Below are 19,993 nucleotides of genomic sequence, written 5' to 3'. Positions count from 1 at the left end.
GACTCAGGTAGTGATCTGGCTCTCGCTAATGAGGCGGAAGTGTGACAGAAAGCTTGTCGGGCTGGGCATCAGCCCTCTGTGGGGCGAGGGGGAGAGCCGACCAGAGCCGCAACGACGGCCGCAGTGTCGCCGTCATGCATGAGGTGCGGTTCGTCTGCCTGAGGGGGGATGAACCGGGTGCGGTACCGCTGGAGGTCGCTCTCCGAGAAGTAGATGGAGTTCGGGTCGTTCTCGTGGAACTCGTTGCGTCTGCTGATCCTTGCCCACAGCTCGTCGTGGCTGGCTGAGAGGTAGACGAGCACGGGCCTGGCGCCAGCGTCGGTGGCGATGGCTCGCCACCGGTCTCGGTCTTCCGGGGTCCAAAAACCGTGGTCAACGACGACGTCATGTCCTGCCTTGAGCTGTTCTCTCAGCTCAGCCGCCACGTCTTCGAGGACCGGCTTCTCAAGGGTGGGAAAGGTGCCCCGGGGGAAGTCCACGCCATAGACCCCGTGCCGGCGGTACATCTCTTCGTCCGGGCACAGCCGCACGAACCCACGAGCTGTCAGAGCGCGGGAAAGGGTGGTCTTGCCGGAGCCGGGGAGTCCCGCCATCAGGACACAGAACGGCGGGCGGGTGACCGTCACTACGAGACCTCCGACTCTGTGCGCCATGTGCGGCCGGGACCGCCGAGGTCCACGCCGTACTCCACGATGTTGCCCTCGCTGTCGACGAACTTAGCCGTCATCACGACCACTGGGTCCGTCGGCGGGTGATCGGGGTCAAGTTCCAGGAGCCGCGCGTACTCCGGCGTGAGCAGGCTGGCGGAAGCGGTGTCGATCCGGTGACTGATCGGATGGCCGGTCGCCTGGGCGATGAGCTGGAGCGACGTTCCTCCCGTCAGACGCTCACTCGCTGCCAGCTGGGGAATCAGCGTCGCGTACCGAGCAGGGATCCACGACGTGCTGTGGGCCACGATGCCATGCCGGTCCCGGTAGACGCGGCTACGACGGATCACGTCCGAGCCCGGTTCGATGTCCAGAGCTTGGGCCACTTCATCGGGCGCGGGCACGACGGCCGCCTGCTGCGAGTCGGACCTTTCGCCCGCCCCCCAACTGGACCCCGTGCGGCGCCCCCGGTCCTGTCGCTGCGACCCCGACGACATCGGAGTGGGCTGATCCAAGACCTCGGTCCCGATGCCGTGGATGCCGCGAACAAGTCCGTCGTTACGCAGCTTGCGCAGGGCCTTCTCGGCCGTCGCGGTGCTCACCTTCCACTCTTCCGAGATGTTCTTGATGCTCGGCAAGAGTGATCCCGGCTGGAGCTGACCAGACGTAATCAGCTCCGTGAAGTGAGCGGCAATCCTCGCGTACGGCGCCCGATTGTCGGCCTGGCCTGCCATGTCGATTGCTCCTTGTCGCGACATCCCTGTGGTTCCCTAGCCTACCGCTTGACACCGCAGGGAACCCTAGGGAACCTTAGGGATGTGCCCGCCGGTCACCTCGGTAAGCGGCGGTCGCTGAACCTCGGCACACCTGTGTGCAAAACAGGCGTGAACCGGGGGTTGCGTCAACGCCCGGAGGGTGCCGCGAGAGCGGGCTCGAAGGAAGCGATAGCCGTTTGAGAACTCAACAGCGTGCCAAGGGAGCCCGTCCCCCCTTCGCAAGCAAGAGGGCGGGCGCGCGCAGGTTCAGTCCTGCGCGCGGTACAGCGCGTTTCGACCTTCCCGCAGGTCAACGACTGCGGCCGGTTGCCTCCGCTGCTCGTCTCGTACGAGCAGCGCTGAGGGGAGCCGGATCTTCCGACTTCAACGGCGTGCGCCCCCGGTGCGGGAACACCGGGGGCGCTGTTCGGGCCGTTCCTGACTGAGAGGAACACGACCCAATGGAGCACATCGTCACTGTTCAGGACGCTGTTACGGCGTTCGCCGACTTCATGGAGCCGACGGACGCGGAGCTGGACGCGATCGAGCGTGAGATGCCCGTGATCCTGGCGGACGTCGACCTGCTGGACGCACAGATCGCCACCCTGGACCGCGTCCCGACCGAGCTGGACGCCCGCCGTATCCGTCGCGCCCGCCGCCGGGCGCTGGCCGCGCGGGTCGCACTGGTCAACCGCACGGCCGGCACCAGCCTGCCGGGTGGTGCGGCGTGATGAACCACAAGGAACTGACCACCCCGCAGCGCATCGTCCTGGGGACCGCGTTCGTCATCATGGCCGCCGTCGGCGGCATCGGCGGATACGGCACGTTCAGCAACATCGGCCACGCCTACGGCACCGGCACCGCGCTCGGTGCCGTCGCGGCCGGCGAGGGCGCCACCGCCGTTCTCGGCCTGGTCCTGCTCGGCCTGACCATGCTGGGCCAGTCCTCACCCCGCGTCGTCCGGCTGGGGCTGTGGGCGCTGCCCGCCGCCGCCTCGGTCATGGCCGCGATGGCCGGCCCCGACGCTGGCCGGACCGTCATTTACGCCGTGACCCCGATGGGTATGTGCGTCTCGGCGGAGGGCATGGCGTTCCTGGCCCGGCGGATCGTCGTCCACACCGACGGCCACGACGCCGAAGCCGAAGCCCGGGCGGCGGCCGTCGTGCGGCAGTTGGCCTATCACCGGGCCGTGGCCGCCAACCACCCCAGCGACCGCGTCAAGAAGTGGTCGGAGCGCAAGTCGTGGCGGCTGGCCCGAAGGGTCGGCACCGGCGACCACGCACTCGGAACACGCCTGCTCGACGTGCAGCGCGAGCGCGTCACGGCGGGTGCGGATGCCGCGCTGGCAGGCATGTTCACCACCCCGGCCGACCCGCCGCCGCTGCCGTCGGTCGACCCGATCGGCCCGGCAGCCACCGCGAGCGCGAATGCGGAGGAATCTACCGAGACCGAGAGGATTCGGTCTACGGCTGACCAGCCGGAATCGACTCCGGTCACGATCGCCCTCACGCGTCTCCCGGTGCCCGCCCCGGTCCCGGCGGACGCGGGCAAGTCGAGCTTGCTGCTCAAGCCGATCCCCGCGCTTACGGCCCCGGTCGAGTCGACCCCGGCCCGGCCGATCGTGCGCCGGTCGGTGGCTGCCGCGTCGACCCGGCAGCGGCGGGCGACGTATCGGGTGCCGGATGCCGCGAAAGCACCCCGGACCCGGCGGAGTCCGGAGCAGCTCCTGACCGAGGCACGGACCGTGACGGCTGACTGGCCCGAGGCGAAGGTGACTGCCGAGGGCATCCGCCGTGTCCTGCACGTCTCCCCGGTCAACGCGCGGATGCTCCGTGACGCGCTGCTCGCCGAACGGGCCGCGTGATCGCAGCGCTGCCCGTCTATCGGTGGCGGCTTGCCCCGGACGGCTACGCCACCCGTCGGCAGCTCCGTGCGCGGGGCCTGCGACCGGGCGGCCAGGAGGTGGCAGCGCAGCTCGAACGACCGCGCCGCCGCCGTGGCCCGCTGGTCGCCTACCTGTACCGCGTCGACCTGGCCAAGCCGGTCCGTCCGATGACGCCGGCGCGGTGGGCGGCGCTGGCCAAAGCCAACCGTGCCCGTCGTATCTGCCCGCAATGCCGCACCGATGCGGGCTACGTCATCCCCGCCGCGCTCGGCACCTGCGGGCCCTGCGCTTCCCCTTCTACCTCGCCGAGGAGTGCCTGACATGGGCAAGCCCGACACCCGTCGCCTGGACAAGGCGATCCAGCAGACGATGCGCAAGCTGGAAGCGGTCCGCAACCGCGAGATGTGGCCGCTGGACGGCCGCGAGCGCCGCGCCGTCCTCGGTGCCCTCGCCGGCGGCTCCTACCGGATCGTCCGGGGCAACAGCCCGGGACGTGCCGAGCAGCGCATCGAGACCGCATGGCAGAGCGCGGAGACCCGGCTGACCACGGAAATCACCGCTTTGCGGATGGAGCGGCAGCGCATCGTGACCGAGGCCGCCAAGGCCAAGGCCGCGAAGAAGTCCTCCGGGTGGTGGTGATCGTGGCCGCGCAGCAGGCGCCTGCGGGTGAGTGCCCGCAGTGCTGGCAGCACGCCCACGACAAGCGCGCACACAGCCACCTCGGTCCGCGCGAGGACTGCCCGCAGTGCGTGGACCACATGCGCAACGGCCACCCTTACCTCGTGCCCAAGGCCGGCTCCCGGTGGTGGTGACCGCACCGTCCTGACCGGTTCAACAGGTGTGGGCGGCCGGGAAGGGAAGTCCGGCCGCCCACGTTCACTCTCACACACGAAGGCCCACCGGGCCCGTGCGGCCTGTCCGGTCAGATCAGTCCTCGGCGCAGGTGTTCCCGAAGGTCGGGTTGAGCAGGCCGACGACGTTGATGCTGTTACCGCACGCGTTGACCGGGACGTGAACCGGGACCTGAATCACGTTGCCGGACACCACACCAGGGGAATTCACTGCGGCGCCCTGAGCACCGCCATCGGCGGCCGCGACGCCTGCTCCGCCCAGGACGACGGCGCAGGCAGCGGTGGCAACCGCAAGCATCTTCTTCATGACGATCATGACTCGCTTTCTTTGAGTTCGAACAGGCGAGGGTTCGTCTCGGCCGGCTCCCGGAGCGCCGTCCCGGCGAGAGGGGCACGGCCCGACCGGACGACTTCCCGACTCAACAGGCAGCCGCCCGCCCGGACACGGACGTTCACCCGAACTGCTCGGCACCCCCACCCGCCAACCGGAGCAGCGCCCGAACGCGCGCCCCCCTCGGGACCCGAACCGCCGCCCCGACCCTTCTTCACTCCCGCCCCACGGGGCAGACAGGAGTACTTCCGCATGAGCGGCAAGGTCGTTCACCTGCACAAGACCACCGACCCCGACCCGGCCCCCGTGACCACGCTGACCGTGGTCCCCGACCCGCCGGCCACGCCCCCGGTCCCGCTCTGGGTCCGCTCGGGCCGCGCCATCAAGACCGCCGTCACCCACGAGACCACCAAGACCACCGCCCGCACGGTCGCCCGGCACTCCCTCTACGTCTACGGCGGGGCCCGGATCGTGGGTCGCCGTGCGTGGGACGGCCGGACCGCCGCCCGCTACGAGCGCTACATGCGCACCGCCGAAGCCGCGGGAAACATGGAGGCGGCTGCCGACTGGGAAGAGCGCGGGCAGCGCTTCCGCGAGGCCCGCCACCGCCGCCGCATGGACCTGCTTCACTCCCCGCTGGACGCGGCCAAGGGCGCGGCCGTCGGCACCGGCATGGGCGTCGGCGGTCTGCTCCTGCTCGGCATCGCCATGGCCGTCGCCACCAAAGAGCCGGCCGACGTCCTCACACCGCTGATGGCGGTCATCAAGTTCATCAACCTGCTGATCACCATCGTGCGCGTGGTGTGGGGCCCGGCCCTCACCCTCGGCCCGTTCCTCGCCCTGCTCGCCCTGTGGTCGGTCGGCGCCCATCAGAAAGCCGCACCGCAGTGGGCCCTGCCCGCAAGCGTCCGCACGGGCGAGGGCGAGCCGATCACCCCGTCCATCGTGGTCAAGGCCCTGCGCGACCTCGGCATCCCGGCCCTGCGCAAAGCGATCACGGAGATGGGCGACGGCGGTGCGTCGATGCTGTCCCCCATCGTGATCGCCGGATGCGGGGTGGAAGTCGACGTCACGCTCCCCTCGGGGGTGTCGACCAACGAGGTGCAGGGCAAGCGGCGCAAGCTCGCCGAGAACCTCTCCCGGCACGAGCACGAGGTGTTCATCACCATCCCCACCGCCGCCCGCACGGTCCGGCTGTGGGTGGCCGACTCCGGGGCGCTGGACGAGCCGATCGGCCCCTCCCCGCTGGTCACGGACGACACGATGACCGCCGACTACGCCAAGGGCAAGGCGCCCTGGGGGCAGGACCTGCGCGGGGATGCCGCCGCCCTGAGCCTGTATCAGCGGCACCTGCTCATCACCGGCCTGTCGAACCAGGGCAAGACCGTGGCACTGCGGTCCCTGGCGCTGTGGCTCGCACTGGACAAGTCGGTGCAGTTCCTCATGGGTGACCTCAAGGGCGTGGGCGACTGGGCCATGTTCGACGGCCTCGCCCGCACCCTGATCCAGGGGCCGACCGATGAGCACGTCATCCAGGTGACCGAGATGGTCGAGGGCGCAGTGGAGGAGATGAACCGCCGCCTCATGGCGCCGCCCGGCACCGTCTTCCCCGCGCTGATCGTGCTGGTCGACGAGGCGCAGGTCGCGTTCATGTGCCCGGTCAAGGACGAGGAAGGCCGCTACTACGGCGGCTCCAAGGCCACCTCCCGCTACTTCATGGCCGTCCGCAAGATCCACAACCAGGGGCGGGCCGTGAACGTGCTTATGTGGCAGGGCACCCAGGACCCCACCGACCAGAACCTGCCCAAGCTGGTCCGCGAGGGCGCCCACACCCGCGCCTCCCTCGCCCTCGGGACGGAGTCGCAGGCCCGGATGGCTTTGGGTGACAAGGCCGTCGACGGCGGCGCCGCGCCGAACCTGCTGCGGCCCGGCCTGGATCAGGGCACCCTCGTGGTCGCGTCGTCCGGCATCGACATCCCCAAGGGCCAGTCGTCCATCACGGTCCGCACGCACTACGTCGATGACGACGCGGCCAAGGCCATCACCGACCGCGCCAAGGCCCTGCGCGACGGCGTCACCACCCTGCACGCCATCGACCGGGGCGAGGACCACGATCCGCTCGCCGACATCGCCGGCGTCATCGGCGACGCGCCCCGGCTGCGCACGCAGGACGTCATCAAGCGGCTGTCCGTGCTGAACCCGACCGCCTACGGCGACTGGTCACCCGGCGACCTCACCCGCGTCCTGGAGGACGCCGGCGCCGAGCCGTACAAGTCCGACGGCCGCATGGTCGTCGGCCGCGACCGCGTGGCACGGGCCCTCGCCAACCGCGACGTCGAGGGTTCCGCTTCCGACGCCGGATGACAGGGAGCCGACCCCACACGGGCCAGGGAGGCAGGGAGAACTCCCTGAACACCTCCCTGACCCGCCTCCCTGGCCCTGACCAGCACGAATGATCGCCCAGGGAGTCAGGGAGGCGTGCAGGTCAGACCCCTGAAACCCCCCTCTACACGGCCCCCCGCAGGGGGTGTCTCCGCCTCCCTGCCCGAACACCGGATGGGATTCCACATGCACCCCGAGAGCATCCCCAACGTGTCCGTCCTGCGGCCCGTCGAGGTCCATCAGCCGACCCCGTTCACCCCCGCCACGGCGGTACCGGCGCCTGTCGTCGCGGTGCAGCCGACGGCGGCGCCAGCCGTGGCGAGCATCGTCCTGCCGGACGGCCGTGTCGTCACCGGATACGCCATCAACCCCATGCAGCCCGCACCGGTCGCACCGAAGCCACCCGTGTCCCGAGCGGCGTTGAACGTCGCCGTCGGGGGCGTCGGGTTCCTCGCGGTGTGCGGAGGGCTGCTGCTGATCAGCACGTTCATCGCCGCGCTCACCGCGCTCATCACCCAGCTCATCACCCTCGCCGCCGTCATCTTCGGCGGATGGATTGCCGTGCAGGTCTCCAGCGCGAGCGCCCACAAGAGCGGCACCACCGTGAACATCCGCAAGGCCGTGATCAAGCGCAACCACTTCCACGGCTAGCTACGCCAAGGGCGGCCCCCTCGTCTCGCCAAAGTCGCGGGGCCGCCCTTGCCCAACCAGCAACCCATCAAGGCACTGGAGGTATCCAGCATGACTCATGACACCCGCTTAGCGCTGTTGTCCGCAGCGCTGGACGCTGCCGAACGCGGCTGGCACGTCTTTCCGCTGCGGCCCGGCGGCAAGCCGCCCGCGCTGCACGGCGAGAGGACCTGCCCCCGCACCGGCGACTGCGCGGCCGGCCACCAGAAGTGGGAGCAGCGCGCCACCACCGACCCGGACCGTATCCGCGCCGCCTGGACCCGGGCGCCGTTCAACGTCGGCATCGCGTGCGGCCCGTCCGGGCTGCTCGTGGTGGACCTGGACACCCCAGAGCACAAGGGCAGTTCGGATGCGCCTGACGGCGCGACAACCTTCTCTGCGCTCTGCGAGCGCGCCGGGCAGGCCGTCCCCACCACCTACCGGACCCGGACCCCGAGCGGCGGAACCCACCTGTACTTCACCGCCTCGCCCGGTCTCCGGTTGGGCAACACGGCGGGAACGGTGACCGATTCGGTGGACACACGGGCGTGGGGCGGGTACGTCGTCGCGGTCGGCAGCATCACTCCCGCCGGACGGTACGAAGCGCTGTGCGCCTCTGTGGCGGCCCCTCTGCCATCGTGGCTGCAAGCCATCCTGCAACCCGCTCCCACGCGACCTGTGGGCCCGTTAAGGCTGCCTGCGGCGGACGGTAGCCGCGCGGCGCTGGCCGCGCTGGAAGCTGAGTGCGCAGTCGTGGCCGCCGCCCCGGGAGGGGAGCGCAACTCCACGCTGAACCGGTGCGCGTTCAAGGTGGGGCGGTTCGTCGCGTGGGGCGACCTCCCCCGGCACGTGGTGGAGGAGGCCTTCCAAGGGATCGGCGAGACGGCCGGACTCACCGCTGCCGAGTGCCGCACCACCATCCGCAGCGCCCTGGACGGCTCCATCCGCAAAGCCCGCCCCAGGGAGGCAGCATGAGCACCCCTGCCGCCCGTCCCTTGGAAGGCCAACCCCCGGCACCCACCGGCCCGCAGGCCGCTCCACAAGGTGTGGACACGGCGACCGTGGGCGAGCCGAAAGGCGCCGCCCGTAAGGGCGTCCCTTCTGCTCTTCTCTCTGACCAGCACTCGGCAGACGGCCGCTACCCCGTCTCGTGGCTGAGCATCAGCGCGCCGTACCGAGGTATGCCCGCCGCCGCCTCGCGGTGCTTGTGCGGCTGGGATCGCAGCGCCATCGGCCACGCCCAGGTGGCCGCATTGATCGAAGCCCACACCGCCCATCGCGACACCTGCCCGCTCCGCCATCCGCAGGAAGGAAGGGCCGCCGCATGACCCCCACCATCGACGGGGCCGCGCTGCTGAACGAGGTGGAAGCCTTCCACCGCCGGTTCAACGTCTTCCCCACCGAGGCCGCCTACGTCGCCGTCGCGCTGTGGGACGCGCACGCTCACCTGCTCGATTGCTTCGACAGCACCCCGCGTCTGGCGTTCCTGTCGCCGGAGCCGGGGTCGGGCAAGTCCCGCGCGCTGGAGATCGTGGAAACGCTGGTTCCGCAGCCGATGACGGCCGTCAACGCTTCCGCCGCCGCACTGTTTCGGTCCGTGTCCAACCCCAACGGCCGGCCGACGATCCTGTTCGATGAGATCGACACAATCTTCGGTCCCAAGGCGGGAGACAACGAGGAACTGCGCGGGTTCCTGAACGCCGGGCACCGCCGTACCGGGGTCACCTATCGGTGCATCGGCGATGGCGGTAACCAGACCGTTCAAGCGTTCCCGTCGTACGCCGGCGTCGCCGTCGCCGGTCTCGGCAACCTGCCCGACACGATCATGACCCGGTCCGTCGTCATCCGTATGCGCCGCCGGGCCCGCAACGAGCACATCGAACCCTTCCGGGCCCGCGTCCACGAAGCCGAGGGGCACAGGCTGCGCGACCGGCTCGCCCAGTGGGCGGAGCACGCCCGCGGATTCGTCATGGGTGCCTGGCCCGACATGCCCGACGGAGTCACCGACCGGCCGGCGGACGTGTGGGAACCCTTGCTCGCCATCGCCGATGCGGCTGGCGGTGACTGGCCCGAGCGGTCCCGCGCCGCGTGCGTGACGCTGGTTACCGCCTCCAAGGCCAACGACAAGGGCAGTCTGGGAATCCGGTTGCTGACCGACCTCCGCGACCACGTCATGGTCGGCATCGACCGCCTTCCCACCGTCGCCATCCTGGACCGGCTCAACGCCCTGGACGACGCTCCGTGGGCCGATCTGCACGGCAAGCCGCTCGACAACCGGCGCCTGTCCCGGATGCTCGCCGAGTACATGACGGCCGACAACGAGCCCATCGCCTCCCGCAACATCAAGACCGCCGGGAGCGTCCTCAAGGGCTATTACGCCACCGATCTCCGCGACGCATGGGCCCGCTACTGCCCCCCTCCCCCGGAAAGTCCGCTACTTCCGCTACCCGGCACCGAAAACACGGTCTGAGCTGCGTCAATGCGGTAGCGGCAAGCCGTCGTGCTTGCCGCTACCCATCCGCTACCGCTACCCCATCCGCTACCTCCGACAGGCCCTCTGACCTGGGAGGTAGCGGCGGTAGCGGAAGTAGCGGACTTTCCAGAAGGGGGCCGTGGACGCCCCCGTATCCCAGGAGGTTCGTCGTGCGCACCGCCATGCCCGCAGCCCCCGAAGCCCTCACCGTCCCCGAAGTGATGACCGCCCTGCGGCTGAGCCGCAGCAAGGTCTATGACCTCATCCGATCCCGTGAGTTGGCGAGCTTCACCGTCGGGCGCGCACGCCGCGTTGCCCCCGACAGCCTGCGCGCCTTCATTCAGGCACAGATCGAGGAGAACGCAGCCTGATGGCCCCCCGTAAAAGGAACCCCAACGGCGCTGGCAGCATCTGGCAGCGCAAGGACGGCCGTTACGAAGCGCGGGTGTACGTTCCCCAGCCCGACGGCACACGCAAGCGCAAGACCGTCTACGGCAGCACGTGGGAGGAGTGCGACACCAAGCGTCAGGAGTTGGTGCGCCGTGACCGCCAAGGCATCCCGACGCCAACCCGTTCCGCCAAGCTCTCCGAGTGGTTGCCGTACTGGCTGGAGCACTACATCGAGCCACGTCGCAAGCTCAGCACGTACGACAAGTACGAAGCACACGTGCGCATTTACCTTGTGCCCCTGTTGGGTACAAAGCGGCTGGAATCGTTGAGCGTTGCTGACGTGCGCCGCTTCATCACCCGAGTGCAGAACGCCCACACGGCCGCGACCGCGAAGGAAGCGCACCGGGTGCTGCGCACAGCGCTCACGGCGGCCGTGCGGGAAGAATTGATCACCCGGAATGTCGCGTCGCTGGTCGAGCCACCGCGAGTGAAGCAGCGGGAGATCCGGCCGTGGACTCTGGAAGAGACGCTGTCCTTCCTGGAGGCTGCTCGCCGAGACCCGCTATACGCGGCGTTCGTGCTGGCCGTTGCTATGGGCCTGCGCCGCGGTGAGCTGGTAGGCCTGCGTTGGTCCGACATGGACCTGGATAACCGCGTCCTGCACGTCCGACAGCAGACTCAGCGCCGTAGGGGCACCCTGTACGACGACGACCCCAAGAGCCGCCGGAGCCGAGTGGTGCCGATGCCCGCGCTGTGCATCGCGCCCCTGCGCTGGCACCGACTGAGGCAGCGCGAGGCGTTCGCGCGCACGGGCGTCGCCTGGTCGGAGACCGGCTACGTCTTCGCCACGCGGAACGGCCGACCGGTCGAGCCGCGGAACGTCTACCGGTCCTTCACACGGGTCGCGGCCGATGCGGGGCTGCGGGTGGTTCGGCTGCACGATGCGCGGCACGGCTGCGCCACGCTGCTGACGGCGGCCGGCGTGGCACCGCGCGTCATCATGGAGATCCTGGGACACAGCCAGATCAGCATCACCATGGACGTGTACACGCACGTCGTGCACGACACCCAACGGGAGGCGATCAGCCACATGGATCGGCTGCTCAAGCGCCGTCTGCCCGCCGCCTGAGAGGCGACTGCCGTCAAATGGTGCCGTCAAAACGGCCCGAACCTTGATCGGTCCGGGCCGTTTTCCCTGGTGCCCCCGGCAGGATTCGAACCTGCGACACCCGCTTTAGGAGAAAACGTTCATCGTCCGTGAGTCTCGGTGAGACTGAGTGAGTCTCGATGAGTCTCGATTCGCGGGGGCGTGACCAGTGCAAACAGGTATCAGTGAGTGTCAGTGAGGATCAGTGAGGGGGTGTTGTGGCATCCATGTGGCATCCGCGTGGCATCCGGCCTCACACCGCCTTCAGCATTCGAACAGCCGGCCTCTCCGGCGCCATCACCGCGAGCACCTGAGCTGCCACATCCTCGGCACTGTGCTGGTACAGCCACGTCACCTTGCTGCCGCGGTCGTGGCCCATCACCGTCTGGACGTCCTTCTCAGGGACGCCGAGATCCTTCAGGCGCGTGGCGAACACGTGCCGCAGATCGTGTACCCGCGGCCACCACTCGGTCCGCTTCGTCTCCTCGTTCACGACCTTCCGGGCCAGGCCGGCCGCCTGAATCGCCGGGATCCACGTCCGCCGGAAGTTGTGCCGGGTCAGGCAGCCACCGTTCGGCCCGCGGAACACGAGTTCCTCAGGGTGCATCTCGCGGCCGTCACCGATGGGCGAGACGGTGTCGACCGGCTTGAAGCGCGCGGCCATCGTCTGTACCGCTTCGATCGCCTCCGGGGTGAGCGGCACCGTACGGAAGCCGGCCACGCTCTTCGGCGCGGCCTTCCTCAGCAGCCGGCCCTTGTCCTCGGTGAGCACTTCCTTCACTCTGAGGTGCTTAGCCTCCAGGTCGACGTGAGCCCAGCGCAGGCCGGTGGCCTCACCCCAGCGCAGACCGGTCTCTTCGAGGAACACCACCAGCGGCCGGTACCAGATGCCGACGTGCTGCCGGATCAGCGCGCACTGTTCCCGGGTCGGCGGCCGGGTGTCCTCGGCGTCCTTCTTCGGTGGTGCTTCGAGCTGGACCTCGGCGGCCGGGTTGAACGGGATGCGTTTGCCGTCCCGTACGGCGTCGCGCAGCATCCCGGACAGCAGCTCCAGCACTTTCTTCCGGGTGTGGTGCCCCTTCACCTCGGTCGTGATCCACTTCTGAAGCTCGATGAACTCCAGGTCGCACAGCCGCCACCGGCCCCACTTCGGCTCGATGTGGGCCCGCCAGTTCGACAGCTTCCTGTTCGTCGTCGTGACGGCCTTCTTCGGCTGAGCCGGCCACCACAGGTCCCACCACTGCGCGAGGGTGATCTCGCCGCGCTTCGGGTCGGCGTACGTCCGCTTCCGTACGCGGGTGCGGACCTCATCGAGGAACGCCTCGGCAGCGCGCTTGCCGCCCTCGGAGATCGGGAAGCACTTCTGCTTCTGCCGGCCGTCCGGGTCGCGGTAGCGGGCCTGCCACGATCCGATGCAGTCTCGGCGCCTGTTGCGCTCGCCGTGCTGCTCGGGCGGGTACGCCTCCATGCACTTCGGGCAACCGCATGTCTTCTGCCGCAGCTGCCGCGGATTGTTCGAGGCCTTACGCCCCATGCTTCACCACCTGCTCAGTCCTCCGCTGTCCGGGTACGCGGGGCCTCAGGTCGACGGTGGCCCCGCACCAGCAGACTGCACCGAACTCGGGCTGAGGGACGACCAGTTCCCGAAGGATGGCGCGGACGAGGGTGACGGTATGTGCAGGGGTGAGGTCACTGGGGACGGTGATCACTCGCTCATCGGCATCGAAGGCAGGAGCGGTGTCGGGCGGAGCGAAGCTGATGCGGACGCACATGCGTACCCCCGGATGCGCAGGTAAAAGGGACCTGTCGCCGACGGGGGAGGACATCGGCAGCACGTCCGACCGTACCCCTGGATGGTGGAATTTTCGACCACTGTTGAACAAGTGGTTGCCGAAAACTCACTAGGAGTGAGCGAGTCCAGTTAGCGGAGACTCACGACGGGCGTGCCGGGTTGCCTACTGCCCCGTCCGATTCAGATCATGCAGGGCGCGCAGCTGCGCCTCGGTGATCCGCTGCTGTTCCGCGGTGAGGCCGCGGTATAGCTCCAGGATGCGGGCCTCGGCCTCGGTGCTGAGAGGGCCGGGGGACTGGCGGCCGGCGGCGCGGAAAATCTCGGCCTCGCTGAAGGCGGGGAACTCGCGGGCGAGCGCGGACAGCGCTTCGCGCTTCGGGCCTCGGCCGCCGCCGCGCTTGCGGTGGACCCAGCTGTTCACAGTGGCAGGGGCAACGCCGATGCGGCGCGCGATCTCGCTGTCTGTGACTCGGTAATGATCCTTGAGTCGTGCGAGAAGCTGCGCCAGATCTTCGGTGCGCTCCGGCTTGTCCACGGGGCAAGCATGCTCGGTGATCTTCTACTTTTGCAAGCCAAAGTAGAAGCGTGGCGGGTTTCACACGCAGCGCGCGACCTCCCCGTTACGCGCCGTTGTGCTCGGCATATGCCACACCTCTAGAACGTCCGTTCGAAATATGCCACACGCACGTATCGCTCATCAACACTCACTGACACTCACTTGACCTCACTGACACTGACACAGTAGAAATGTGTCAACGGCACCCCGCGGTGCCGGACAGGGACTACCGAACGCGTGAGGCGCACATGACCGACCTGATCCGCAAGGGCGCGGGCCAGCCACTCCGGGACGCAATGAGGCGTCGCGGGCTGACCCAAGCCGCACTCGCCGCCAAGACCAAGGGGGTCGACGCGAGCGGGAGGGGGGTCAGTCTCGGGACCATCATCAAGATCACCGGCCGCGGCAAGTACGGCGCGGACCGATGCCGCGAGCGCACGGCGCGACTCATCGCCGCGGCGCTCGGCGAACCCGTCAACGACCACTTCCTCACGCCCTCAGTTTCTACTGACACAGTGGAAAGGTGAACCCCCATGGCGACTCAGACCCTCGCTGAGCGCACCGAGATCCTCGCCCCCACCGGGCTCTCCCCGCTCCTGACCACCGCACAGCTGATGGCCCGCTACGGGGTCTCGAACTGGACGGTGAACGAGTGGGTCAAGGCCGGCTGCCCGGTAGAGCCGACCGCTTTCCGCGGCCGGCGCTTCGACCTCGCGGCGGTCCAGGCATGGATGGCCGAGCGCAGCGAGCAGCGGCTCACCGCCTGACCTCCCCCTGACGCGCCGAAGGGCCGCTCTCAGCTTCCCGGCCCGAGCAGCCCCCGACCGGCGCCCCTACAAGATCCGAAAGAGAGGCCCCGATGGGCACATCATTCCAGACCCCACCCGTCGTGCAGCACCTGAGCTTTCACGACCGGCAGGCCGCCCGGCGTCGCAACGAGACGGCGTACGACGTGACCACCGCGGTCAAGGCGCTGCCCACCCTGCACGTCGCGTTCCAGGCCACGCCGGACGCGGTCCTCGTGTCCGCCACCGACATGGACGTCCTCGCCGCGTGGCTGGACGTCATGGGCGGCACGATCACCACGGTCGACCTGCCGTCGGGCCAGACGGTGTGGACGCTGCACACGTCGACGTGGACCGACTCGCCGCGGGTGCCGGCGGTGCCGGTGTTCGTGTCGGTGGTGCAGGTGACGGGTGAGTCGGTCATGCCGGAGATTCGTGCGGCGGTGGCGGCATGAGCGGCCTCGCCGACGCCCGGCGTGCGGCTACCGCGCTGCTGCTCCAGACCACCGGGGCCGCGCTGCCCGAGTGGCGCCCCGCGTTCGACGGCGATGCGGTCACCGCCGCGCCGGATGCCATCGCTCCGGTGTGCACCGACGAGGGCCACGAGCGGACGGACGGCTCGGTGTACAGCTGCTGCCCGGACCCGGTGATCTCCGTTGACCCCCTGCTGGTGGACTACTTGGTCGCGCTGCTCAACGCCGACCGGGACGCCCAGGCCCGTGAGGCCGCGCCGACCACCGTGTTCCGCGCCGAGCACCCGGACTCCGGGATCACCCTCGGCCACTACGGAACCGAGGCCGCCGCCCGCGCCCACTGCGAGGCGACGGAGCGCCACTCCTGGCCGACGGGTACCACCCTCGCCTTCGACTGGATCGCGGACGACGAGGACCGCGTCGCCGAGCTGATGGTCACCGCCGGCCAGAACGAGGAGTCCACCACCGGCTACATCGTCACAGTCCTGGAGCTGGACTCCGAGTACGACGAGGGGGCCGACGAGTGACCGGCATCGAGTGGCTGCTGTGGGTGGCCGTCGTCTTGAGCGTCTTCCTCATCTACTGCTGGTGCGACGCGCCGACGCTGGTGATCCGCTGGAAGCGGGGCCGCCGATGAGCATCCGCGACGTCATCGAGCGCGCGCTCCGCGTCTACTACGCCGACAGTGCCGAGCCGAACGCCATCGCTCGGGACCTGCTCGCGCAGTACGACGCCGAGCGGGACGACGCACGGGAGCAGAGCAGCCGGCCGACAGTCGCCGGCAGCCGCGACTGCGCGTACCCCGCCGAGCGGATCGAGCGGTACATCACCGCCCTGCGCGAGGCCGACACGTACGCGCAGCTGGAGCGCCGGGACGACCGTGAGCGGTTCGCCCGCGCCGTGATGGCCGTCGCGGACGCCGAGACGGACCCGGTCTACCGCTCCGGGTACGGCACCGGCCGCGAGCACGCGGGTGCCGCCGGGTGGCTGCTCCAGGACTTTGAAGCAGTGATCAGCACCAGCGACGGCAGCCACGGCGTGGCCGGGGAGTACCGGTGCCGGACCTGCGGCGCGATCGGCGCGCAGGGCACCGGCCCCCGCTCGCTCCTCGACCTCGTGGCCATGGCCGCCCGTCACGAGTGCCTGCCGAATCTCGACCGGAAGGACGCCAGCTGATGCCGGACACGATCACCCGCCGCGGTTGGCTGCTCGCCGCCATACAGCGTGAGACCGCCCCGATCACCACGCAGCGCGCCGCGCAGATCCTCGCGGCCAGCCCGTGGGGCACGGCCGGCCGGAACACCGCGCGGAAGGACCTGCGGGCTCTGTCCTCGCGTGGGTTCCTGACCGCCGTTGAGACCGCCGGCCGCCGCACCTACTTCCCCACGACCACTGGAGAGGACGGCCGCTCATGACCGGCCCCGAGCACTACCGCGAGGCCGAGCGCCTCCTCGGCATGGCCCACCGCTTCACCTACGGGGACGGCGCCGACCCGGCCGTAGGTGCCGCGCTCGCCGCCGAGGCGCTTGCGCACGCCCAGCTCGCCACCGCCGCCGCGACCGCGCTGAACGACCACGCGGCCGACGCGGGCGGGATGCCGCTGGAGGACTTCCACGCGTGGGCCGAGACCGCTGGCGTGTGGAAGCCGAAACCGAAGGGACAGACCGCCTGATGACGACCGTCGCGCAGGCCGGGGCTCAGGCCCCGGCCGCCGGCCCGGCCCCCGGGTGGCCGCCGGACTGGGATCGCACCCTCGACACCGCCATCCGCAACTGGGGCGGGCAGTGGACAACCGCCCGCGTGCAGCAGCTCTACGCCGTCCGGTATGGCCGCCGCCTCTACCGCGAGGACGCCCGCGCGTTCCTCTCTCGCCGCGCCCGGCAGGGTCATCTGCGTCTCCACGACGAGCCGAACGCCCGCTACTACACCCCGATCACCAGGAAGGGCGGCGCCTCGTGAGCACCACTAGCCGACTGACCGACCAGCAGGTGGGAGTCCTGCTCAGTCCCATCAGCGAGAAGCGGGTACGACACCTGCGCGGCATGTCCCACCTCGAAGCCTGGGACGTGCGTCGCCAGCTCATCCGCATTTTCGGCTTCGACGGGTTCACCGTCGAGACGATGGCGCTGGACCTGGTGCACGAGAACGGGAACCCGAACTACCGGAAGAAGAACAAGGCGGGCGAGGAGTACGGCCCGACGTACACCGCCTGGACAATCGTGTACCGGGCGCAGGTCCGGCTCACAGTGAAGGCTGTCGACGGCCGTCCGCTCACGGTGTTCGAGGACGCCGCGGCAGGCGACGCGGTCAACCAGCCCTCGGTGGGCGACGCACACGACCTCGCGATGAAGACGGCGCTGTCACAGGCGTTGAAGCGCTGCGCGGTCAACCTCGGCGACCAGTTCGGTCTTTCCCTGTACAACGATGGCTCGCAGGCCCCGGTGGTGCTGCGGTCGCTGGCGTACATGGGAGAGCCGGTGGCCGAGTCGGAGGACAGCGAGGTCCGCCCGGAGCCGACGCCGCAGGGCGACCCGTCGCCGGACCCGGAGCCGACGCCCCCGACCGCCGCGTCCACCGCGCAGCAGTCGGCGCCGCCCGGCCCCACCGCCGTGCCGGACCCGCCGCAGCAGCAGCGCACCGGCACCATGCCGGCCGCCGGGCCCAACGAGCGGCAGGCCGCCATGGATGCGATGTGGGAGGCCGCCCGCGCCGTCGACTTCGCCGAGGGACTGCCCGCGCAGTTCGAGTCCGCGTTCGGCCACCCCATCGAGCAGGGCACCGCCGCCGAATTCCGGCAGGCCCGCGACCTCATGACCGGGAGCGCCGCCGCATGAGCAACCTCCGTGAACTGGCCCGCGAAGAGGCCACGCTGAAGGCCCTTGCCGACGTCGTCACCGAGCGACTCAAGGCCGTTCGTGCCGAGACGCAGGCCGCACTCAATGCGGCCGAGGAACAGACGGGCACCCGGCAGGTGTCGGCCGCGCTGCCCGACGGCACCGCCGTGGCCACGCTCTCCCTGACCGACCCCAAGCCCGAGGCGAAGATCACCGACGCCGAGAAGTTCCAGGCGTGGGTGATGGAGGCGTACCCCGCCGAGATCGCCCGCCGATTCGTCGCCGAGGTCCGGCCGGCGTTCACCGAGAAGGTGCTCGCCGAGATGACGGCCGCCGGTGTGGCCCGGGTGGTGAACATCGAGACGGGCGAGATGCACGACGTGCCGGGTGTGGAGGTGAAGGCAACCCGCTCACGCAATCACTCGCTGCGGTTCAAGCCGGGGGGCCGGGAGGGCATCGCCAAGGCGTGGCAGGAGGGCGCGCTTGCCCTGCCTGGAGTGACCGGCCCGGCCGCCATCGAGCCCGGATCGGGGGCAACGTCGTGAGCCTGCTCTCCCGCATCCGGCACCTCACCCGGCCGGGCACCGGCCGCCGCCGCGCCAACCACCCGCGGTGGACGGACGAGACCGTCGCCATGCTGCGCCCGGTGGAGGCCCTCGCAACGGACACCGCATGGTGCCCGGCCGAGAGGGAGACCACCCTGCACAGCTTCCTGCGGATGGGCGGCCGAATCTGCCTGACGTGCCGGACCCTCACCACCGACCCGACCCCGCCGGGCGGTGCCGAGTGACCACCCCGACCCTGTTTGAACCGGAGCGTCCGGCCGCCGTGGTGGCGGCCGGGCCCCGGCCCGCACCGTTCGTCATCGCACTGCCCGCCGGGCTGTTCCTGCTGAACTCGAACCAGCGGCTGAACCGACACGACCGGGACCGCCACGTGAAGGCCCTGCGCGGAGCCGCACGCGATGCGGTGACCGAGTGCCCGTCGCTCATGGACGCGCTCGCCGCCGCGGCCGGCCCGCTGTTCCCCCGGGCGCACATCCTCGGTGTTCTGCACCCGCCGTCCCGTCGCCGGGCGGACCCCGCGAACTGGTACCCGTCGTTCAAGTCGGCCACGGACGGACTGGTCGACGCGGGCCTGTTCGAGGACGACGACCACACCCGCGTGCTCGGCCCGGACATGCGCCTCGGCCGGGTCGTGAAGGGCGGCCAGCTGGTCCTCGTGGTCCGCGGCCTCGCCCCCGGCGAGGACCCGCTCGGCTACCGGCCGGCGCCGTGACAACCCGCCGCGGGCGCCGCGCCCCACCCGAGCCCGAGTACGTCCCCGGGACGCTCCTGGACTGGCGCGACTCCTCGCACTGGTCCGCCACCGAACAGCCCTGCCGCTACTGCGGATTCCCCACCCACCTCCGCGACTCGCGCATGAAACCGGCGCACAAGGTGTGCGCCGAGTTCGCCCTCACCCAACAGGCCGCGGAAGCTGCCGCCGCCTACCGCACGAGAGGAACCCTGTAGATGCCCAAGCTCACCCCGGCCGACGTCCCCGAGGTCAAGCTCGACTCGGCCGCCGCCTCCATCGAAGCGTCGATGCCGCGCGAGATGCGCCGCGGTCTGTTCGAGAAGCCCGGCACGGTCGTCGTCGCCATCGTGGAACTCACGTCCAAGTCCTACACCGGCCACGCCGAGGGCGAGGACAAAGACCCGCAGGTCAAGGTGCGCGTCACCGGCTGCGAGGTCGCGAGGTCCGACGAGGACGCCGAATCGCTGCTGGAGGCCAAGCGCGCGATGTGGAGGGCCCGGCAGATGGACGGGACGTTGGACGAGATCGGCGAGGGCCCGCAGCGGCCGGACGCCCACCTCTCCGCGGTCACGGACACCAAGCCTTCCGAGGCCGAACTGAAGGAGCACAAGCGGCGCGTGGAGGACCGGCGCCGCGCCGAGTACGTCCGCTGATCCCACGGCCCGGGACGGCCCCACACCGCGCCGTCCCGGGCCCGCTGGCCCCGCCCCACCCCGCGTGAGAA

30 protein-coding genes are annotated in these 19,993 nt (G+C 70.0%); 25 read left to right on the top strand and 5 right to left on the bottom strand.

The genetic code is table 11. The features are described 5' to 3' along the window. Positions 1–68: 68 nt before the first annotated feature. Positions 69–626, bottom strand: coding sequence for a P-loop nucleotide/nucleoside kinase family protein (locus JK361_RS22835; protein ID WP_307787306.1), 558 nt, complete (start codon positions 624–626; stop codon positions 69–71). After that, positions 626–1,381 carry a GntR family transcriptional regulator gene (locus JK361_RS22830; protein ID WP_201821185.1) on the bottom strand — a complete coding sequence of 252 codons (756 nt, stop codon included), beginning with the start codon at positions 1,379–1,381 and terminating at the stop codon, positions 626–628. Before JK361_RS22830 ends, JK361_RS22835 begins: the two co-directional genes overlap by 1 nt. Before the next feature lie 482 nt (positions 1,382–1,863). On the opposite strand from JK361_RS22830, the gene JK361_RS22825 reads away from it, so the two are divergent. The 5 genes from JK361_RS22825 to JK361_RS22805 are packed head-to-tail and all read left to right on the top strand — an operon-like array spanning position 1,864 to position 4,099. Next, positions 1,864–2,133: a DUF6284 family protein gene (locus tag JK361_RS22825; protein ID WP_201821182.1), complete on the top strand. Its 270-nt coding sequence runs from the start codon at positions 1,864–1,866 to the stop codon at positions 2,131–2,133. Next, positions 2,133–3,266, top strand: coding sequence for a conjugal transfer protein (locus JK361_RS22820; RefSeq protein ID WP_201821180.1), 1,134 nt, complete (start codon positions 2,133–2,135; stop codon positions 3,264–3,266). The genes JK361_RS22825 and JK361_RS22820 overlap by 1 nt, the downstream gene beginning before the upstream one ends. After that, positions 3,266–3,607 carry an RRQRL motif-containing zinc-binding protein gene (locus JK361_RS22815; protein WP_201821375.1) on the top strand — a complete coding sequence of 114 codons (342 nt, stop codon included), beginning with the start codon at positions 3,266–3,268 and terminating at the stop codon, positions 3,605–3,607. The genes JK361_RS22820 and JK361_RS22815 overlap by 1 nt, the downstream gene beginning before the upstream one ends. Position 3,608: 1 nt before the next feature. Continuing rightward, positions 3,609–3,926, top strand: a complete 318-nt coding sequence (locus JK361_RS22810) for a hypothetical protein (RefSeq protein ID WP_201821179.1) — start codon at positions 3,609–3,611, stop codon at positions 3,924–3,926. Further along, a complete protein-coding gene (locus JK361_RS22805) occupies positions 3,923–4,099 on the top strand; it encodes a pRL2-8 (RefSeq protein WP_201821373.1) in 177 nt (58 codons plus the stop codon). The genes JK361_RS22810 and JK361_RS22805 overlap by 4 nt, the downstream gene beginning before the upstream one ends. Before the next feature lie 115 nt (positions 4,100–4,214). Here JK361_RS22805 and JK361_RS22800 read toward each other — a convergent pair whose 3' ends face one another. After that, the gene (locus tag JK361_RS22800; RefSeq protein WP_236053384.1) at positions 4,215–4,454 is read right to left on the bottom strand and encodes a chaplin; all 240 of its coding nucleotides are present in this window, start codon (positions 4,452–4,454) and stop codon (positions 4,215–4,217) included. A 267-nt stretch (positions 4,455–4,721) separates the two neighbouring features. Here JK361_RS22800 and JK361_RS22795 point away from each other — a divergent pair, with 267 nt between their 5' ends. The 6 genes from JK361_RS22795 to JK361_RS22770 all read left to right on the top strand — a co-directional run bounded on the left by JK361_RS22795 (position 4,722) and on the right by JK361_RS22770 (position 11,512). Next, positions 4,722–6,833 carry an FtsK/SpoIIIE domain-containing protein gene (locus JK361_RS22795; RefSeq protein WP_201821178.1) on the top strand — a complete coding sequence of 704 codons (2,112 nt, stop codon included), beginning with the start codon at positions 4,722–4,724 and terminating at the stop codon, positions 6,831–6,833. Positions 6,834–7,037: 204 nt separating this feature from the next. Continuing rightward, positions 7,038–7,502 (top strand): hypothetical protein, encoded by a 465-nt coding sequence (locus JK361_RS22790; RefSeq protein WP_201821177.1) that lies wholly within the window; start codon positions 7,038–7,040, stop codon positions 7,500–7,502. Positions 7,503–7,592: 90 nt separating this feature from the next. Beyond that, positions 7,593–8,495, top strand: a complete 903-nt coding sequence (locus JK361_RS22785; RefSeq protein WP_201821369.1) for a bifunctional DNA primase/polymerase — start codon at positions 7,593–7,595, stop codon at positions 8,493–8,495. A 349-nt stretch (positions 8,496–8,844) separates the two neighbouring features. Further along, on the top strand, positions 8,845–9,990 hold the full coding sequence (locus tag JK361_RS22780; protein ID WP_201821176.1) for a DUF3631 domain-containing protein: 1,146 nt from the start codon (positions 8,845–8,847) through the stop codon (positions 9,988–9,990). 173 nt (positions 9,991–10,163) lie between these two features. Continuing rightward, positions 10,164–10,364: a helix-turn-helix domain-containing protein gene (locus JK361_RS22775; protein WP_201821175.1), complete on the top strand. Its 201-nt coding sequence runs from the start codon at positions 10,164–10,166 to the stop codon at positions 10,362–10,364. Beyond that, positions 10,364–11,512, top strand: coding sequence for a tyrosine-type recombinase/integrase (locus JK361_RS22770; protein WP_236053383.1), 1,149 nt, complete (start codon positions 10,364–10,366; stop codon positions 11,510–11,512). Before JK361_RS22775 ends, JK361_RS22770 begins: the two co-directional genes overlap by 1 nt. A gap of 271 nt (positions 11,513–11,783) precedes the next feature. Here the strand turns inward: JK361_RS22770 and JK361_RS22765 are convergent, their stop codons facing one another. Next, positions 11,784–13,064: a tyrosine-type recombinase/integrase gene (locus JK361_RS22765; RefSeq protein WP_236053382.1), complete on the bottom strand. Its 1,281-nt coding sequence runs from the start codon at positions 13,062–13,064 to the stop codon at positions 11,784–11,786. A gap of 421 nt (positions 13,065–13,485) precedes the next feature. After that, positions 13,486–13,857: a helix-turn-helix domain-containing protein gene (locus tag JK361_RS22760; protein ID WP_201821174.1), complete on the bottom strand. Its 372-nt coding sequence runs from the start codon at positions 13,855–13,857 to the stop codon at positions 13,486–13,488. A 269-nt stretch (positions 13,858–14,126) separates the two neighbouring features. Between JK361_RS22760 and JK361_RS22755 the strand changes: the two genes are divergently transcribed. The 14 genes from JK361_RS22755 to JK361_RS22690 all read left to right on the top strand — a co-directional run bounded on the left by JK361_RS22755 (position 14,127) and on the right by JK361_RS22690 (position 19,922). Beyond that, positions 14,127–14,405, top strand: a complete 279-nt coding sequence (locus JK361_RS22755) for a helix-turn-helix transcriptional regulator (protein ID WP_201821173.1) — start codon at positions 14,127–14,129, stop codon at positions 14,403–14,405. A 6-nt stretch (positions 14,406–14,411) separates the two neighbouring features. After that, a complete protein-coding gene (locus JK361_RS22750; RefSeq protein WP_201821172.1) occupies positions 14,412–14,645 on the top strand; it encodes a helix-turn-helix transcriptional regulator in 234 nt (77 codons plus the stop codon). A gap of 92 nt (positions 14,646–14,737) precedes the next feature. Continuing rightward, complete coding sequence (locus tag JK361_RS22745; RefSeq protein ID WP_201821170.1) at positions 14,738–15,118, top strand: hypothetical protein; 381 nt, start codon at positions 14,738–14,740, stop codon at positions 15,116–15,118. Beyond that, positions 15,115–15,663 (top strand): hypothetical protein, encoded by a 549-nt coding sequence (locus JK361_RS22740; RefSeq protein ID WP_201821168.1) that lies wholly within the window; start codon positions 15,115–15,117, stop codon positions 15,661–15,663. The genes JK361_RS22745 and JK361_RS22740 overlap by 4 nt, the downstream gene beginning before the upstream one ends. A gap of 106 nt (positions 15,664–15,769) precedes the next feature. Then, the gene (locus JK361_RS22735; RefSeq protein ID WP_201821167.1) at positions 15,770–16,312 is read left to right on the top strand and encodes a hypothetical protein; all 543 of its coding nucleotides are present in this window, start codon (positions 15,770–15,772) and stop codon (positions 16,310–16,312) included. Further along, the gene (locus tag JK361_RS22730) at positions 16,312–16,551 is read left to right on the top strand and encodes a hypothetical protein (protein ID WP_201821165.1); all 240 of its coding nucleotides are present in this window, start codon (positions 16,312–16,314) and stop codon (positions 16,549–16,551) included. Before JK361_RS22735 ends, JK361_RS22730 begins: the two co-directional genes overlap by 1 nt. After that, entirely contained in the window at positions 16,548–16,808 is a 261-nt protein-coding gene (locus JK361_RS22725; RefSeq protein WP_201821164.1) for a hypothetical protein, read from the top strand. Before JK361_RS22730 ends, JK361_RS22725 begins: the two co-directional genes overlap by 4 nt. Then, positions 16,808–17,095 (top strand): hypothetical protein, encoded by a 288-nt coding sequence (locus JK361_RS22720; protein ID WP_201821163.1) that lies wholly within the window; start codon positions 16,808–16,810, stop codon positions 17,093–17,095. The genes JK361_RS22725 and JK361_RS22720 overlap by 1 nt, the downstream gene beginning before the upstream one ends. Further along, positions 17,092–17,970 carry a Rad52/Rad22 family DNA repair protein gene (locus JK361_RS22715; RefSeq protein WP_307787305.1) on the top strand — a complete coding sequence of 293 codons (879 nt, stop codon included), beginning with the start codon at positions 17,092–17,094 and terminating at the stop codon, positions 17,968–17,970. Before JK361_RS22720 ends, JK361_RS22715 begins: the two co-directional genes overlap by 4 nt. Continuing rightward, positions 17,967–18,515 carry a hypothetical protein gene (locus JK361_RS22710; protein WP_201821162.1) on the top strand — a complete coding sequence of 183 codons (549 nt, stop codon included), beginning with the start codon at positions 17,967–17,969 and terminating at the stop codon, positions 18,513–18,515. The genes JK361_RS22715 and JK361_RS22710 overlap by 4 nt, the downstream gene beginning before the upstream one ends. Then, a complete protein-coding gene (locus tag JK361_RS22705) occupies positions 18,512–18,760 on the top strand; it encodes a hypothetical protein (RefSeq protein ID WP_201821161.1) in 249 nt (82 codons plus the stop codon). The genes JK361_RS22710 and JK361_RS22705 overlap by 4 nt, the downstream gene beginning before the upstream one ends. Continuing rightward, positions 18,757–19,248 carry a RusA family crossover junction endodeoxyribonuclease gene (locus tag JK361_RS22700; RefSeq protein ID WP_201821160.1) on the top strand — a complete coding sequence of 164 codons (492 nt, stop codon included), beginning with the start codon at positions 18,757–18,759 and terminating at the stop codon, positions 19,246–19,248. Before JK361_RS22705 ends, JK361_RS22700 begins: the two co-directional genes overlap by 4 nt. Then, positions 19,245–19,484 carry a hypothetical protein gene (locus tag JK361_RS22695; protein ID WP_201821159.1) on the top strand — a complete coding sequence of 80 codons (240 nt, stop codon included), beginning with the start codon at positions 19,245–19,247 and terminating at the stop codon, positions 19,482–19,484. Before JK361_RS22700 ends, JK361_RS22695 begins: the two co-directional genes overlap by 4 nt. Next, positions 19,485–19,922, top strand: a complete 438-nt coding sequence (locus tag JK361_RS22690; protein WP_201821157.1) for a hypothetical protein — start codon at positions 19,485–19,487, stop codon at positions 19,920–19,922. It abuts the gene before it with no gap. The last annotated feature ends 71 nt before the right edge of the window (positions 19,923–19,993 follow it).

This window comes from Streptomyces musisoli, assembly GCF_016741855.1.
Taxonomy (GTDB): domain Bacteria; phylum Actinomycetota; class Actinomycetes; order Streptomycetales; family Streptomycetaceae; genus Streptomyces; species Streptomyces musisoli.
This window is presented reverse-complemented; position numbering and strand designations above follow the sequence as displayed.

Coding starts and splice junctions, on each gene's coding strand:
- JK361_RS22830 (WP_201821185.1), bottom strand. CDS start 1,381: ATGGCAGGCCAGGCCGACAATCGGGCGCCGTACGCGAGGATTGCCGCT.
- JK361_RS22825 (WP_201821182.1), top strand. CDS start 1,864: ATGGAGCACATCGTCACTGTTCAGGACGCTGTTACGGCGTTCGCCGAC.
- JK361_RS22820 (WP_201821180.1), top strand. CDS start 2,133: ATGAACCACAAGGAACTGACCACCCCGCAGCGCATCGTCCTGGGGACC.
- JK361_RS22810 (WP_201821179.1), top strand. CDS start 3,609: ATGGGCAAGCCCGACACCCGTCGCCTGGACAAGGCGATCCAGCAGACG.
- JK361_RS22800 (WP_236053384.1), bottom strand. CDS start 4,454: ATGATCGTCATGAAGAAGATGCTTGCGGTTGCCACCGCTGCCTGCGCC.
- JK361_RS22795 (WP_201821178.1), top strand. CDS start 4,722: ATGAGCGGCAAGGTCGTTCACCTGCACAAGACCACCGACCCCGACCCG.
- JK361_RS22790 (WP_201821177.1), top strand. CDS start 7,038: ATGCACCCCGAGAGCATCCCCAACGTGTCCGTCCTGCGGCCCGTCGAG.
- JK361_RS22785 (WP_201821369.1), top strand. CDS start 7,593: ATGACTCATGACACCCGCTTAGCGCTGTTGTCCGCAGCGCTGGACGCT.
- JK361_RS22780 (WP_201821176.1), top strand. CDS start 8,845: ATGACCCCCACCATCGACGGGGCCGCGCTGCTGAACGAGGTGGAAGCC.
- JK361_RS22770 (WP_236053383.1), top strand. CDS start 10,364: ATGGCCCCCCGTAAAAGGAACCCCAACGGCGCTGGCAGCATCTGGCAG.
- JK361_RS22765 (WP_236053382.1), bottom strand. CDS start 13,064: ATGGGGCGTAAGGCCTCGAACAATCCGCGGCAGCTGCGGCAGAAGACA.
- JK361_RS22755 (WP_201821173.1), top strand. CDS start 14,127: ATGACCGACCTGATCCGCAAGGGCGCGGGCCAGCCACTCCGGGACGCA.
- JK361_RS22750 (WP_201821172.1), top strand. CDS start 14,412: ATGGCGACTCAGACCCTCGCTGAGCGCACCGAGATCCTCGCCCCCACC.
- JK361_RS22745 (WP_201821170.1), top strand. CDS start 14,738: ATGGGCACATCATTCCAGACCCCACCCGTCGTGCAGCACCTGAGCTTT.
- JK361_RS22740 (WP_201821168.1), top strand. CDS start 15,115: ATGAGCGGCCTCGCCGACGCCCGGCGTGCGGCTACCGCGCTGCTGCTC.
- JK361_RS22735 (WP_201821167.1), top strand. CDS start 15,770: ATGAGCATCCGCGACGTCATCGAGCGCGCGCTCCGCGTCTACTACGCC.
- JK361_RS22730 (WP_201821165.1), top strand. CDS start 16,312: ATGCCGGACACGATCACCCGCCGCGGTTGGCTGCTCGCCGCCATACAG.
- JK361_RS22725 (WP_201821164.1), top strand. CDS start 16,548: ATGACCGGCCCCGAGCACTACCGCGAGGCCGAGCGCCTCCTCGGCATG.
- JK361_RS22720 (WP_201821163.1), top strand. CDS start 16,808: ATGACGACCGTCGCGCAGGCCGGGGCTCAGGCCCCGGCCGCCGGCCCG.
- JK361_RS22710 (WP_201821162.1), top strand. CDS start 17,967: ATGAGCAACCTCCGTGAACTGGCCCGCGAAGAGGCCACGCTGAAGGCC.
- JK361_RS22690 (WP_201821157.1), top strand. CDS start 19,485: ATGCCCAAGCTCACCCCGGCCGACGTCCCCGAGGTCAAGCTCGACTCG.